A 14,869-nucleotide genomic window follows, 5' to 3' on the forward strand; every position below is an offset into this window, starting at 1 on the left:
CTGATTCCTCCTGTTGCTTATTTATGTCGATTTAAAAAGGCGGTTAATTCTTTGAGACTATACGTATTTAATACCGTTTCTGGTTTAAGCCAGCCTTTAATTCCCGTAGATATTCCAATTTCCATATGCTCTAGCATGTCTAGATTGTGAGCATCTGTATTAATAGCAATTTTAACTCCTGCCTCTTGGGCTTTTTTTATGTGTTCAGCGGCTAAATCTAAACGGTTTGGATTCGCGTTTAGTTCAAGAGCCGTTTTTGTTTCTTTAGCTAATTCAATTAGCATATCAATATCTACATCATATCCGTTGCGGCGACCAATCAAACGACCCGTCGGATGGGCGATTAAATCTACATGAACATTGTTTAACGCTTGCTTTAAGCGATTCATAATTTCTTCGCGTGATTGCGAAAAACTAGAGTGAATGGACGCAATAACAAAATCTAGCTCAGCTAGCATTTCATCATCATAATCAAGTGTTGCATCAGGCAAAATATCCATTTCAATTCCTGCTAGTATTGTAAAATCATCGAACTGTGCGTTTAAACGATTAATTTCTTCACGCTGTTTACGAATGCGTTCAGGCGTTAGACCGTTAGCTACTTTTAAATACTGAGAATGGTCTGTAATCGCCATGTACTCATAGCCTCGCGCGCGACATGCTTCCGCCATTTCTTCAATCGAATACGCCCCGTCGCTCCACGTGGAGTGCATATGCAAATCACCTTTTACGGCACCGTAGGTCACAAGCGTTTGAGGCTTTATAAATGCATCTACTTCCGTTCCATCTTCACGAAGTTCCGGCGGAATAAAAGACAGCCCAAAATGTTCATAGAATGCTTGTTCAGACTCAAAAGTCATGACTTCGCCTGTCTCCGCATTTTCAACGCCATACTCGCTAATTTTTTCACCGCGGTCTTTTGCTAATTGACGCATACGCACATTATGATCTTTTGATCCTGTAAAATGGTGAAGCGTTGTGGCAAACGCTTTATCTTCTACAAGACGAAAATCCACAGACACATCGTACTCATAGGCTAACGTTACCGATACTTTTGTATCTCCATTTGCAATGATATCCTTCACATTTGGCAGCGATACTAGCTGTTCACGGACAGCATGAGGCTCAGCTGTTGAAATAATAAAATCAAGATCTTTTACGGTTTCCCTCATGCGGCGAATGCTCCCTGCTTGAGAAAAACGCTCAATGCTATGCATCTGTTTAAGGGCTTCTAAAATTTCTTCCGCTATTGGAAGCATAAAAGCAAGAGGCAAACGATCAGGACGCTTCCCAAACTCTTCAATAGCAGAGATAATTTTCTCTTCTGTCTTTTTACCAAAACCGCTTAGTCCCTGCACTCGATTTTCCATACAGGCCTGATGCAGTGATTCCATATCTCGAATATCCAGCTCTTTATATAATTTAGCGATTTTTTTACCTCCAAGCCCCGGCAGCTTAAGCAAAGGAATAAGTCCTTCAGGAACTTCTTGCTTTAGTTCTTCTAATACGCTTGACTCATTTGTTTCCATATACTCTGTAATGACTGCAGCCGTTCCTTTTCCAATCCCTTGAAGCTTTGTAAAATCCTCAATCTCTGTCAGCGTTCTTTCGTCAGTTTCTAGCGCTGCAGCTGCTTTTCGAAAAGCAGAAATTTTAAAAGGGTTATCTCCCTTTAATTCCATATATGTAGCAATTGTTTCTAACAATTTAATAATATCCTTTTTATTCATCTCTTTTCACCAGCCTATTATCATAATAACGAAACTTTCAAAAACATGATGAGTGACATATTTACTCTCTCAAATTTTCATCTAGACATACTTTTATCCTCGTGAAAACCGCAGATTAGACTGCGATAAAAAAAGAGGGTATCTCAAAAGTATTATGACACTTTCGACACACCCTCTCAACAAGCTATTGTAATTTCATTACATTACACCATACTGAGTCCACAAATCTTGAATCGCAGACGATAGGTATGGAGTATTTTGTACGATATTGATTGCAATTGAAGACTGTTGAATTGGCGTTTGAATTTCACTTACAGGAATCACGGCCCCAATGTATAACAAAATAAAAACGATGATATACACTTCAACGAATCCAAGTGCACCTCCGCCCCATTTATTTAACTGGCGCAGAATTGGCAGTTCGGTTAAAGCCGTTAAAACAGAGCCTGCAAGGCGAAGTACAATGTGAGTAGCAAAAAATAAAATCGTAAATGCAATCATTCGATAAAAAGCGTCTTCTATCGTTCCAGAATCAAATACAAACGATGCGACACTTTGCTGCTGAATATTGTCCGGAAACGGAATCAACAAGCGAAGTCGACTTGCCAAATCTCCACTAAACATATAAGCGACGATAAACGAAACCGCAAAACTGACAATATGAATGAGCTGCAAAATAAATCCTCTTTTAAGACCTGTTACAAAGCCTAAAAGAAGCAATATAATTAAAATGATATTAAGCATTGACTCAGTCATTCCTCTTTTCCATAAAGTTTTTGTTCAAGTCTCTCATAGTCTTCTTTCAGTTTTATATATTCGTGTACAGCATTCACAGCTGTTAATACTGCTAATTTATTGATATCTAAAGAAGGGTCTTTAGTACTGATTTCACGCATTTTTTCATCCACTATAGAGGCGACAAGTCGAATATGGCTTGTACTTTCGCTACCGACGATGCTGTACTGCTGACCAAAGATGTCAACTGTCGCACGTGTTTTATCTTGTCTTGACACGAGAAAATCCTCCGTTCCACGAAAAATCCTAATCCCTATCATACCACGAAGAAGACTTCAATGGAAACATATCTATATTTAAGCTATCATAAGGGATAGTGCTTATAAAGTAAACTAAAATACCCCGAAAGGAGTGAAGCATTATGTCACATGCTGTTATTAAGGTATCAGCTGATCAAATAGCTAAAATGAAGCTTCATTACACATCCTATCTGCAGCCCAAACTTCCGCAGGGAAGTATTTTTTCGGCTAAAACTCCCGGCTGTTCTATCACTGCGTACCGCTCTGGAAAAGTACTTTTTCAAGGAAAAGAAGCTGAAACAGAAGCGGCTAAGTGGGGAGGCCCTTTAGATGCTGCGAAAAAGGCTCCTGTCTCACACCTCCCATCAAACTTCAGCTCACTATCGGTCATCGGTTCTGACGAGGTAGGGACAGGAGATTATTTTGGTCCTATGACCGTAGTTGCTGCCTATGTTCAAAAAGAGCAGCTTCCTTTGTTAAAAGAATTAGGAGTAAGAGATTCAAAAGAGTTAACGGATGCTAAAATCATTGAAATTGCCAAGCAGCTTGTTTCGTTTATTCCCTATAGTTTGCTTGTTTTACATAACGAAAAGTATAATGCATTTCAAGAAAAAGGCATGTCACAAGGTAAAATGAAAGCTCTGTTGCACAACAAAGTTTTATCCAATGTGTTAAAAAAATTGGATCCTGAAAAACCCGATGCCATTTTAATTGACCAGTTTGTCGAAAAAAACACCTATTATAAACACGTGGTAAAGGAAAAAGAAATTATCAAAAAAAATGTCTTTTTCAGCACAAAAGGAGAAAGCGTTCATTTATCTGTAGCTGCTGCTTCCATTATTGCCAGATACGCATTTTTAAAACAAATGGATTTGCTGACGGAAAAGACCGGGATGGTTATTCCCCGCGGAGCTGGCGCACAAGTTGATATCGCCGCTGCTAAAATCATTAAGAAACATGGCGTGAATGCGCTGAACTCCTTAGCTAAAATTCATTTTGCTAATACAGAAAAAGCTTTAAAATTAGCTAAAAAATAAGAGATGTGGAAATCCACATCTCTTTTCTTATTCTTATGAACGAAGCGTTGCACCAAATTCTTTTTCTACAGCCTCTAACACTGCACCATGTGCTTTTGCTACTTCTTCATCTGTTAATGTACGTTCAGGATCTAAGTAACGTAAAGAGAAAGCTACAGATTTCTTGCCTTCTTCCATACGCTCTCCTTCATATAGATCAAATACCGTCACGTCTTTTAAAAGTTCTCCGCCCGCTGCATAGATGACGCGCTGAACTTCTCCTGCAAGAACGTTTTTATCTACAACAAGTGCAATATCACGTGTAATAGATGGGAATCTTGGAATAGCTGAATAACGAACTTCTTCGACATCTGCAGCTAATAGCTCTTGAAGGTGTAATTCAAATACGTATGTTTCACGAAGACCGTACTGTTTCTGAGCAACAGGATGAACTTGACCCACGTATCCAATTTCTTTTTCATCTAACCATACAGCCGCTGTACGTCCAGGGTGCATACCATCTTTTTTAACGGGAGCATATGAGATTCTTTTCTCTAAACCAAGCTGTACAAATAACCCTTCTAGTACACCTTTAATCACATAGAAATCAACGACTTTCTTTTCACCTTGCCAGCCGTGAGTATGCCATAGACCCGTGATTGCACCAGCTACGCGCTCCTGCTCATCCGGTAATTCTCCTTCACCTTTAGATAAGAACACTGAGCCTGTTTCGTATAGCGCAATAGAATCCGATTGGCGAGCATTATTATGCTTAACTGCTTCTAGCAAATGAGGCACTAAGCTTTGACGAAGGTTGCTGCGATCTTCACTCATCGGCATTGCTAAACCAATCGTAGTTGTTGCATTTAGTGCAAACTGAGTAGCTTTTTCAGCGCTCGTTAACGAATATGTTGTTGTTTGTGCTAGTCCCGCACCTTCTAAGAAACGGCGAACTTTACGGCGTCCAAGCTGATACTCCGTTAATTTCCCTGGAGTTGCCACTGTTACAGGAAGCGTTGTAGGAAGGTTGTCATAGCCATACATACGCGCTACTTCCTCGACGATATCTTCTTCAATTGTAATATCGCCTCGACGAGTTGGCACTGTTACAACAATGATTTCGTCTTCCACTTTGTTTTCAAATTGAAGACGGTTCATAATGTCTTGTACTTCTTCCATTGATAGCTCTGTACCAAGCACATCGTTAATACGTCCAAGTGACACAGCTACAACAGCAGGTTCTACAGTTAGTGTATCTACTTCTACAGTACCGCTTACCACTTCACCTGAAGCGTATTCAGCCATTAATTCTGCTGCGCGGTCAGCAGCTACACGCGTACGGTTAGGATCAATTCCTTTTTCAAAACGAGCGCTTGCCTCACTGCGAAGACCGTGGTCTTTTGAAGCTTGGCGAACCGTTAAGCCTTTGAAGTAAGCTGATTCAATGAGAACATTTACCGTATCGTCTTTTACTTCGGAGTTCGCTCCGCCCATTACACCTGCAAGAGCTACCGGCTCACTTCCGTTTGTAATGACAAGCTGATTGCCTTTTAATACACGCTCTTGGTTATCAAGTGTTACAAACTTCTCGCCTTCTGACGCGTGACGTACAACAATTTCTTTTGAACCAAGACGATCATAGTCAAAAGCATGCAGCGGCTGGCCGTATTCAAGCAAAATATAGTTGGTGATATCAACAACGTTGTTATGAGGTCGAATACCAGCTGCCATTAAACGCGTTTGCATCCATAATGGTGACGGAGCAATTTTTACGTTTTTCACAACGCGCGCTACGTAAAGCGGATTGTCTTCTTTTGCCTCTACTTTAACGGAAATATAATCAGCTGCTTGCTCATCAGACGTTTGCACGTTTACTGACGGATACTTCACTTCACGACGTAAAATAGCAGCCACTTCATGTGCTACACCTAACATACTTAAGCAGTCTGAACGGTTTGGTGTTAGCCCTAGTTCTAACACTTCATCGTTTAAGTTTAATGCATCTAGTGCATCCGCTCCTACTTCAGCATCGCTTGGGAACACGAAGATGCCTTCTTGATAATCTTTTGCCACAAGCTTGCTTTCAATGCCAAGCTCTTGAAGAGAACAAACCATACCGTTCGATTCTTCACCGCGAAGCTTAGCACGCTTGATTTTAAAGTTACCTGGAAGTACAGCTCCCAATTTTGCAACCGCTACTTTTTGACCTTGTGCCACGTTCGGTGCTCCGCACACGATTTGAACGATTTCTCCTCCGCCAAGATCTACTTGACAGCGGCTTAATTTATCAGCATTTGGATGCTGTTCACGTTCTACAACGTGACCAATTACCACTCCGCTGATGCCTTTATTTAAGTTTTCTACACCTTCAACTTCAATTCCACTTTTTGTGATTTTATCTGCTAACTCTTCTGCCGTTACGCCTGATAAGTCAACATACTCTTGTAACCAACGATAAGATACAAACATCGTAGTCCCTCCTTTATACTTGTTTAAATTGATCTAAGAAACGAACATCATTTGTATAGAAATGACGAATATCATCCACGCCGTGTTTTAACATAGCAATACGCTCTACACCGATTCCAAAAGCAAAACCACGATATTTAGTTGAATCGTATCCAGCCATTTCAAGGACATTTGGATGAACCATGCCGGCTCCTAAAATTTCAATCCAGCCTGTTTGTTTACATACATTACAGCCTTTACCTCCACATTTTGCACACGATACGTCTACTTCTACAGACGGCTCAGTGAACGGGAAGAAACTTGGACGAAGACGAATTTCACGGTCTGCACCGAACATCTTTTTCACAAATACTTCAAGCGTGCCTTTTAAATCGCTCATACGAATGTTTTCGTCTACTACAAGACCTTCAATTTGCATGAATTGATGAGAATGCGTAGCATCATCGTCATCGCGGCGGTACACTTTACCCGGGCAAATAATTTTAACAGGTCCTTTGCCTTCATTCTTGTTCATAACACGAGCTTGAACAGTTGATGTATGCGTACGAAGAAGCGTTTCTTCCGTAATATAGAACGTATCTTGCATATCACGTGCTGGGTGACCTTTTGGCAAGTTCAGCGCTTCGAAATTATAGTAGTCCTGCTCTACTTCCGGTCCTTCTGCTACTTCATAGCCCATTCCTAAGAATAAATCTTCTACTTCTTCAACCACGCTTGTTAGCGGGTGATGCGTACCTGCTTTAACAGGGCGTCCTGGCAGCGTTACGTCGATTGTTTCTGAAGCAAGTTTACGCTCTACCTCAGCTGCTTCTAACGCCGTTTGTTTTTCTTCAATTTTAGATGCAATAGCTTCACGCACTTCATTTGCAAGTGCTCCCATTACAGGACGCTCTTCAGCTGAAAGTTTCCCCATACCGCGAAGTACTTCTGTGATAGGGCCTTTCTTTCCTAAATAAGCTACGCGTACGTCGTTTAATTCTTTTAAAGCACTTGCTGCTTCGACTTTTGCAATTGCTTCTTGTTGAAGTTCTTGTAAACGTTCTTTCATCACTTATTCCTCCTTTTAACGTAAAAAATGACAAATAAAAAAACCTCCTCCCAAAAAAGGGACGAGGATTAGTCGCGTTACCACCCTTGTTAACTATATACACAGACGTATACAGTTCACTTCATTCAAGTTAACGGAATCTCCGGAACACCTTTACATCTATATAAGATGGTCTAAGTGTCAACTCAAGAGGTGAATTCACTTATTACATTTATAAAAATGCTTTCAGTCGCGGCATTTTCTCCCTGCATAAACGGACATAAGCTACTGCTCTCTTTCATCGTTTTTTACATATGTAACTATTGTATTATTATAGTGAAAACACGTTCTCGATGCAACTACATTCCGCGTAAATAATAAAGTAAGATTCCAGAAGCGATGGCAACATTTAGCGACTCGCTCTTTCCATAGATGGGAATGTACAGATTCTGATCCGTTTGTTCCAGCACTTTCTCGCTTACGCCGTTTCCTTCATTTCCCACAATCAGCGCAAATTCGTTTGAAGGTTTTACGCATGTGTAGACCTTTCCATTTTGTAGCGACGTGCCGTAAACTGCTATTCCTCTTTCTTTTAACAGTGAAACCATTTCGAGTAAATCACCTTTTACCATTGGAAGGTGAAAAATAGCTCCTTGCGTTGAACGAACGACTTTTGGGTTGTACACATCCACGCTGCCCTCTCCAACGATAATAGCCTCCACTCCGGCAGCATCAGCGGTTCGAATAATCGTACCTAGGTTACCTGGATCTTGCACCGCATCTAAAAGCAATACTTTCTGTGCTGTATGAATGATTTCTGCATGCTTCGTTTGAAAACACACAGCGATAATTCCTTGAGGTGTTTCTGTGTCAGATAATAACTTGATTATTGCTTCGTTGACAACGGTTATTTCGATACCATCTATGTTCCACTGTGCTGGCACTTCGATCGATTCGCGTATAATTAGTTCCTTTACGCAATCCTTATTTTTGATAGCTTCTTCCACTAAATGAAAGCCTTCTACCATAAAAAGGCCCTGCTTATCACGGTCTTTTTTATTATGCAGCTTTTTCCACGCTTTTACCTGCGGATTTTTAACTGAATCAATTTGTTTCACAAACATAACTCCTTTATCTATACAAAAATAAATAGTTCGATTACATTTTGCTCAATAATCATTAGATAAGTTTCACTTTATTGTACATAGAAATCGCAAAGAAAACAAAAACTATTGGTAACTTTACGATAGCTGAGGTGAAAATGATGGATCTTAATTTACGAAATGCTGTTATTGCAAACGTTTCAGGAAACTCAAAAGAAGAGCTTGAAGCTACAATTTCTGACGCTATTCAAAGCGGTGAAGAAAAAATGCTCCCTGGACTTGGTGTTTTATTTGAGGTGCTTTGGGAAAAGTCTCCAGAATCAGAAAAAGAAGAAATTCTGACAACGCTTGAAAACGGTTTAAAATAAATAACCTTTTCCTATGTACAACAAAAAGCTCATTCTCCTAGGAGAATGAGCTTTTTTTAATTATACGTAATTGCATTCACCGTATTTCGGTCTAAGCGTTTAATTACTTCGGCAATTAATTTAACTGCATTTTCATAATCATCACGATGAAGCATCGCTGCATGAGAATGGATATAACGAGTTGCGATCGTAATCGAAAGTGCTGGCACCCCGTTAGCTGAAATATGGATAGAACCTGAGTCCGTACCGCCTCCAGCGATTGCATCAAATTGATATGGAATATTTAATTCATCTGCCACATCTACCACTGTATCTCGAAGTCCTTTATGAGAAACCATGGAAGCATCATATAAAATGATTTGCGGACCATCTCCCATTTTAGAAGATGCTTCTTTATCAGAAACACCAGGTGTATCTCCAGCGATACCGACATCAACAGCAAATGCAATATCCGGTTCAATAAAGTTAGCGGATGTTTTTGCACCTCTAAGTCCAACTTCTTCTTGCACCGTTCCTACACCATACACAACATTTTCATGTGTTTCATTTTTTAAAGCTTTTAATACATCGATAGCGATTGCACAGCCAATACGGTTATCCCAGGCTTTCGCTAGCAGCATCTTTTCGTTGTTCATAACCGTAAATTCGAAATAAGGCACAACCTGATCGCCAGGTTTCACTCCCCACTCCGCTACTTCTTCTCTGCTAGAGGCACCAATATCAATGAACATATCTTTAATGTCAACTGGCTTTTTACGAACTTCTGGAGGCAGGATATGAGGAGGCTTTGAGCCAATAATCCCCGTTACCTCTCCTTTAGATGTAACGATGGTTACGCGTTGAGCAAGCATAACTTGAGACCACCATCCGCCTACCGTTTGAAAACGAATAAAGCCGCGTTCATCAATTTGAGTCACCATAAAGCCTACTTCATCTAAGTGACCGGCTACCATAATTTTAGGCCCTTGTTCGTTGCCCACTTTTTTTGCAATCAAACTGCCTAGCCCATCCGTCGTTACTTCATCTGCATAAGGTGCAATATATTTCTTCATAACCTCACGCGGTTCACGTTCATTACCAGGAATTCCTTTTGCATCTGTTAGTGCTTTAAGCATCGTCAATGTTTCATCTAACTTTGTCATATGGATTACCCCTTTCATATGTATACCTCTATTATAGCTAAAAAGAGGTTGAAGTAAAATTTCCCATCCCTTTATTTCTAGTATCCTTGTTCTTGGCGTTTAAAATTCACTTCATTTTTTGAGATGTACGCCTTTTCAATATGTTCAGCGGAAAAACCAAACATATCGCCAAGCCTCATGTAAGATACAAACATGTCCACATAGTTTTCTTTCGACTGATCCTGCTCGAAAGCAGCAACTTGTGCAAATACCTGTAAAAATTGTGCTGTTTTTGAATCACTTGCTTTTGCATTTGGTAACTCAGTTAAATCATCGTATCCTTTTTCAATCCCTAAAGAAAGGATAAAATGTACGCCGTCCACAAATTCTTCTAAAATAACAGCGTCTTCAGCCGGAGGTTTGACGCTCCAAAATTTGAAGCAGCGCGTTTCGTTTGCCAGTTCTCCCATTTCGACAAGCAGTGCTAAAAGCTTTCTCGGAATCAAATCTTCCTTATGAAGCTGATGCTTGTCCTCTATATGCTGATCCAGCTGGCGCTGCATGATAAATAACTGTTGTAAATTCAATGTAATCACTCCTGTAATTATGTATATCTTCTTCTTTTTAAACCAATAAAGAAATTATATCAAAAATCATGAAACTTTTTAGAGACTCGAACGTAAAGTAAGAAAACTGTGCCTTGTAAAGGAGGGAGCGTTATGTTTGTTATTGTTATCGTTCGCGTGTTCATTTTCGCGCTTGTTGCTTACACACTATTAAAGCTGGTTCAGCATTTTCGCAGTCCAAATCGGAAGCTTGTAGCAGCTCAGGAACATCAGCAATTTTTTGTCGTTGACGAAAAAACGAATATCCGCAAAAATTTTCTACTAACGTATAAAGGTATTTTATTTGAAGGAGAAAAATACAGCAATCCCAATGAACCAGAATCTTTGTCAATTACAATGGTGTTAACAGATCCATCTCGATTACATGAACTGCAAAAACAAGATTTCAAGCTGCTGGAAAGCCACGTACACGACATGTATCCAAATGCTCCTATTCGCTGGAAAAGCCCCGTTCGAGAATTTTTACACTGAGCACAAAATCACTTGTGCTCAGCTGATAACAAAAAAGAAAAGTAAATCAAGAGCAGCAAGAATAGGAAAACCTACTGTAAACGATGTGTGCTTCGTTTTATGACGATAGTAATACATACCAATCAGTCCTCCAATGGCTCCTCCGATAGCAGCTACCGTCCACAATGTGCTTTCGGCAATTCTCCACTCATGTCTTTTCGCTTTTTGTTTATCTCTATACATCATTCCTACCCCTATTATATTAATAACAATAAAATAGGTAAGCAGCAGTTCATTCATGATATGTCCTCCGATAGCAAAAAAGCCTCATCATCTAAAGATGACGAGACTTTATATTCATTACTTATCTAAGCCTTTTTTAGCAGCAGTTGCTAATTCAGCAAATGCTTTTTCATCAGCTACAGCTAAGTCAGCAAGCATTTTGCGGTTAACTTCAATACCTGCTAATTTTAAACCGTGCATTAAACGGCTGTAAGAAAGACCGTTCATACGAGCAGCTGCATTAATACGTGTGATCCATAATTTACGGAAGTCACGTTTTTTCTGACGACGGTCACGATAAGCATACATGTGAGATTTCATAACTTGCTGATTAGCAACTTTATATAATCTATGCTTCGAACCGAAGAAACCTTTAGCTAATTTTAAAACTTTTTTACGACGTTTGCGTGTTACTGTACCGCCTTTTACGCGTGGCATAATTGTTTACCTCCTGTATTGTTTCTATCTCAACCCAAATTACTTAATGTTATCTAATAAGTGACGGATACGTTTGAAGTCACCTTTGCTTACTAAAGAACCTTTACGTAATTTACGCTTTTGTTTTGTAGATTTGTTAGCGAATAAATGGCTTGTGTAAGCACGAGCACGTTTTAATTTACCGCTTCCAGTCTTTTTGAAACGCTTTGCAGCGCCACGATGTGTTTTCATTTTTGGCATGGGGTGTTCCTCCTCGTTCTATTACTTTTCGTTTTTAGGTGCCAAGACTAAGAACATGCTGCGGCCTTCCATTTTAGGAGCCGATTCAACTGAACTTACATCTTCGCAAGCTTGTGAAAAACGTTCAAGTACTTTTTGGCCAATCCCTTTATGAGTAATGGCACGACCTTTAAAGCGAATAGACGCTTTCACTTTGTCACCTTTTTCAAGGAACTTGCGTGCGTTACGAAGTTTAGTGTTAAAATCATGTTCATCAATTGTTGGACTTAAACGAACTTCTTTTAAGTTTACAACTTTTTGGTTTTTACGAGCTTCTCTTTCTTTACGTTGTTGCTCATAGCGGAATTTACCGTAGTCCATAATACGACATACCGGCGGTTTCGCATTTGCAGCAACCATTACTAAGTCAAGATTTACTCGTGAAGCAATTTCTAATGCTTCATTTTTTGATTTAATTCCTAATTGTTCACCGTTTTGATCAATTAGACGAACTTCGCGAGCTCGAATGCCCTCGTTTACCATCATGTCCTTGCTAATAAGTAGCCACCTCCAAGGTTTAATGAGCGAATACGCTTGCTTAGACCGATTATTAACTCACACAAAAAAGTGTGAGTACATACTGCACCCACACTTCTATCGTTTTAATTAAGATACGATGTACCTGCTAACTGCTCTATGCGTCACTCAGGTGAGAAGCGGGTGCTTCTTCTTCTGTATAAACAAGTATTCAATTACTTAAGCTATTATAGTATCAACAAAGACAAAAGTCAATGATTTCGTTCTTTTTTCACAACAAAAATTATTGTATCAAAGGAAAAACATTTATGCAATAGTTTTTTATAAATGTTGCATAAAAAAGCAGAGAATTTCAATTCTCTGCTTTTTTCATTAACGAGATGCTTCTGCTTTTACATTTTGTAAAAAGGCTTGGAAGTTCACTGTTTCTGAATTCTGCTCACCATATTTACGTACATTTACTGCTTTATCCTCTACTTCTTTATCCCCTACAACAAGCATATAAGGAATTTTTTGCATTTGAGCCTCACGGATTTTATAGCCAATTTTCTCATCTCGAGAATCAAGTTCCACACGAACACCCGCAAGCTGAAGCTGTTCTTGCACTTCTTTTGCATACTCAAGGTGAACCGTAGGTGATACCGGAATCACTTGAACTTGTACAGGTGCTAACCACGTTGGGAAAGCTCCTTTGTATTCTTCGATTAAGAAAGCTACAAAACGTTCCATTGTTGACACCACGCCGCGGTGAATAACAACCGGTCGATGTTGTTTTCCGTCTTCTCCTACATACGTTAAATCAAATCGTTCAGGAAGTAAGAAATCCAATTGAACCGTAGATAGCGTCTCTTCTTTACCAAGAGCTGTTTTAACTTGAACGTCTAGTTTTGGACCGTAGAATGCCGCTTCGCCTTCAGCTTCATAATAATCAAGGTCAAGCTCATCCATTGCGTCTTTTAACATGCTTTGTGCTTTTTCCCACATTGCATCATCATCAAAGTATTTTTCTGTATCTGCAGGGTCACGGTAAGATAGACGGAATGAATAATTTTCAAATCCAAAATCTTTATAAACCGCTTCAACTAAGCGAACTACACGAATAAATTCTTCTTTGATTTGGTCGGGACGTACAAAGATATGCGCATCATTTAGCGTCATGCCTCGAACACGCTGAAGTCCTGATAATGCTCCTGACATTTCGTAGCGGTGCATCGTTCCAAGCTCAGCAATACGGATTGGAAGCTCACGATAGCTGTGAATACCTTGTTTGTAAACCATCATGTGATGAGGACAGTTCATCGGACGAAGAACCAGGTCTTCGTTATCCATTTCCATTGCAGGGAACATGTCATCTTGGTAGTGCTCCCAGTGACCAGACGTTTTGTAAAGTTCTACACTTCCGAGCACTGGAGTGTAAACGTGCTGATAACCAAGGCTTACTTCTTTATCTACGATATAACGCTCGATAATACGGCGGATCGTCGCACCTTTTGGAAGCCATAAAGGCAGACCTTGTCCTACTTTTTGAGAATTTGTAAATAAGTTTAGCTCTTTACCAAGTTTACGGTGATCACGTTCTTTTGCTTCTTCAAGAAGACGAAGATGCTCGTCTAAATCTGCTTTTGTAAAGAATGCTGTACCGTAAATACGCTGCAACATTTGATTATCGCTGTCTCCGCGCCAATAAGCACCCGCCACGCTTAATAGTTTAAATTCTTTAATTTTGCCTGTTGACGGCACGTGCACGCCTCGGCAAAGGTCAAAGAATTCGCCTTGTTGGTAAATCGTAACCTTTTCACCTGCTGGAATCGCATCGATCAATTCAAGCTTCAGTTCATCGCCAACTTCTTTAAAAAGTTGAATGGCTTCTTCACGAGAAACTTCTTTGCGTTCAATTTCAATATTTGAATTAACGATTTTTTTCATTTCTTTTTCAATTTTACCTAAATCTTCAGGAGTAATTGATTCTTCCATATCGATGTCATAGTAAAAACCGTTTTCGATAACCGGTCCTACACCTAGCTGTACTTTTGTATCTTTGTATAAACGTTTGATTGCTTGAGCCATTAAATGCGCTGTACTATGACGCATAATTTCAAGCGCTTCAGGAGCATCTTGCGTAATGATTTCAAGACTGCCATCTTGTTCGATTGGCGTACGTAAATCCAGCAGCTCGCCGTTTACGTTGCCTGCTAATGCTTTCTTCTTTAATCCCGGGCTAATAGAAGCCGCAATATCTTCTGTTGATGATCCTTTTGGATACTCTTTAACAGCTCCATCAGGAAATGTCATTTTGATTACTTCTGACACAACTTTCCACTCCTTTAACATAACTGAATAAACTTTTTGTAAAAACAAAAAACTCGTCCCTTATCAAAAGGGACGAGTTGTGTATACACGCGGTACCACCCTTGTTTCCTCTTCGTATCTTGGATAACCCAAAGAACCC

At 39.8% G+C, this 14,869-nt stretch carries 16 protein-coding genes and 3 other annotated features (1 of these 19 only partly in view); of the genes, 3 read left to right on the forward strand and 13 right to left on the reverse strand.

Features of this window, described 5'->3' with window-relative positions:
* Positions 1-17: 17 nt before the first annotated feature.
* From polX to zapA, 3 genes are all read right to left on the reverse strand, one after another.
* Positions 18-1,730 carry a DNA polymerase/3'-5' exonuclease PolX gene (gene polX, locus ACN6NE_RS08280; RefSeq protein ID WP_129704997.1) on the reverse strand — a complete coding sequence of 571 codons (1,713 nt, stop codon included), beginning with the start codon at positions 1,728-1,730 and terminating at the stop codon, positions 18-20.
* 198 nt (positions 1,731-1,928) lie between these two features.
* Positions 1,929-2,486, reverse strand: coding sequence for a CvpA family protein (locus ACN6NE_RS08285; RefSeq protein WP_474325115.1), 558 nt, complete (start codon positions 2,484-2,486; stop codon positions 1,929-1,931).
* On the reverse strand, positions 2,483-2,743 hold the full coding sequence (gene zapA, locus ACN6NE_RS08290) for a cell division protein ZapA (protein WP_129704999.1): 261 nt from the start codon (positions 2,741-2,743) through the stop codon (positions 2,483-2,485). The genes ACN6NE_RS08285 and zapA overlap by 4 nt, the downstream gene beginning before the upstream one ends.
* Positions 2,744-2,886: 143 nt before the next feature.
* On the opposite strand from zapA, the gene rnhC reads away from it, so the two are divergent.
* A complete protein-coding gene (gene rnhC, locus ACN6NE_RS08295) occupies positions 2,887-3,801 on the forward strand; it encodes a ribonuclease HIII (RefSeq protein ID WP_474325116.1) in 915 nt (304 codons plus the stop codon).
* A 33-nt stretch (positions 3,802-3,834) separates the two neighbouring features.
* On the opposite strand, the gene pheT is transcribed toward rnhC, so the two are convergent.
* The 3 genes from pheT to ACN6NE_RS08310 form a co-directional block, all read right to left on the reverse strand.
* On the reverse strand, positions 3,835-6,249 hold the full coding sequence (pheT, locus tag ACN6NE_RS08300; protein ID WP_474325117.1) for a phenylalanine--tRNA ligase subunit beta: 2,415 nt from the start codon (positions 6,247-6,249) through the stop codon (positions 3,835-3,837).
* Between the two features lie 13 nt (positions 6,250-6,262).
* Positions 6,263-7,297: a phenylalanine--tRNA ligase subunit alpha gene (pheS, locus tag ACN6NE_RS08305; RefSeq protein WP_014458064.1), complete on the reverse strand. Its 1,035-nt coding sequence runs from the start codon at positions 7,295-7,297 to the stop codon at positions 6,263-6,265.
* A gap of 54 nt (positions 7,298-7,351) precedes the next feature.
* Positions 7,352-7,587 (reverse strand) — a binding site (T-box leader).
* A 48-nt stretch (positions 7,588-7,635) separates the two neighbouring features.
* On the reverse strand, positions 7,636-8,400 hold the full coding sequence (locus ACN6NE_RS08310) for a TrmH family RNA methyltransferase (RefSeq protein WP_474325119.1): 765 nt from the start codon (positions 8,398-8,400) through the stop codon (positions 7,636-7,638).
* A gap of 140 nt (positions 8,401-8,540) precedes the next feature.
* On the opposite strand from ACN6NE_RS08310, the gene sspI reads away from it, so the two are divergent.
* Positions 8,541-8,747 (forward strand): small acid-soluble spore protein SspI, encoded by a 207-nt coding sequence (gene sspI / locus ACN6NE_RS08315; RefSeq protein WP_013059420.1) that lies wholly within the window; start codon positions 8,541-8,543, stop codon positions 8,745-8,747.
* Between the two features lie 56 nt (positions 8,748-8,803).
* Here the strand turns inward: sspI and ACN6NE_RS08320 are convergent, their stop codons facing one another.
* Positions 8,804-9,889 (reverse strand): M42 family metallopeptidase, encoded by a 1,086-nt coding sequence (locus ACN6NE_RS08320; RefSeq protein ID WP_116073886.1) that lies wholly within the window; start codon positions 9,887-9,889, stop codon positions 8,804-8,806.
* A 77-nt stretch (positions 9,890-9,966) separates the two neighbouring features.
* A complete protein-coding gene (locus ACN6NE_RS08325) occupies positions 9,967-10,455 on the reverse strand; it encodes a dUTP diphosphatase (protein WP_474325120.1) in 489 nt (162 codons plus the stop codon).
* Positions 10,456-10,587: 132 nt separating this feature from the next.
* On the opposite strand from ACN6NE_RS08325, the gene ACN6NE_RS08330 reads away from it, so the two are divergent.
* On the forward strand, positions 10,588-10,965 hold the full coding sequence (locus tag ACN6NE_RS08330; protein ID WP_474325122.1) for a hypothetical protein: 378 nt from the start codon (positions 10,588-10,590) through the stop codon (positions 10,963-10,965).
* An 18-nt stretch (positions 10,966-10,983) separates the two neighbouring features.
* Here the strand turns inward: ACN6NE_RS08330 and ACN6NE_RS08335 are convergent, their stop codons facing one another.
* The 5 genes from ACN6NE_RS08335 to thrS all read right to left on the reverse strand — a co-directional run bounded on the left by ACN6NE_RS08335 (position 10,984) and on the right by thrS (position 14,751).
* A complete protein-coding gene (locus ACN6NE_RS08335) occupies positions 10,984-11,244 on the reverse strand; it encodes a DUF1294 domain-containing protein (protein ID WP_474325124.1) in 261 nt (86 codons plus the stop codon).
* A 60-nt stretch (positions 11,245-11,304) separates the two neighbouring features.
* On the reverse strand, positions 11,305-11,664 hold the full coding sequence (rplT, locus tag ACN6NE_RS08340) for a 50S ribosomal protein L20 (RefSeq protein ID WP_013059425.1): 360 nt from the start codon (positions 11,662-11,664) through the stop codon (positions 11,305-11,307).
* A gap of 39 nt (positions 11,665-11,703) precedes the next feature.
* Positions 11,704-11,904, reverse strand: coding sequence for a 50S ribosomal protein L35 (rpmI, locus tag ACN6NE_RS08345; RefSeq protein WP_013059426.1), 201 nt, complete (start codon positions 11,902-11,904; stop codon positions 11,704-11,706).
* A gap of 21 nt (positions 11,905-11,925) precedes the next feature.
* Positions 11,926-12,429 carry a translation initiation factor IF-3 gene (gene infC / locus ACN6NE_RS08350; protein ID WP_013059427.1) on the reverse strand — a complete coding sequence of 168 codons (504 nt, stop codon included), beginning with the start codon at positions 12,427-12,429 and terminating at the stop codon, positions 11,926-11,928.
* A 69-nt stretch (positions 12,430-12,498) separates the two neighbouring features.
* Positions 12,499-12,621, reverse strand: a sequence feature (ribosomal protein L20 leader region).
* Positions 12,622-12,792: 171 nt separating this feature from the next.
* A complete protein-coding gene (gene thrS, locus ACN6NE_RS08355) occupies positions 12,793-14,751 on the reverse strand; it encodes a threonine--tRNA ligase (protein ID WP_474325219.1) in 1,959 nt (652 codons plus the stop codon).
* Positions 14,752-14,795: 44 nt separating this feature from the next.
* Positions 14,796-14,869, reverse strand: a binding site (T-box leader); it runs 175 nt beyond the window's last position.

The organism is Priestia sp. 53B2, from assembly GCF_056099005.1.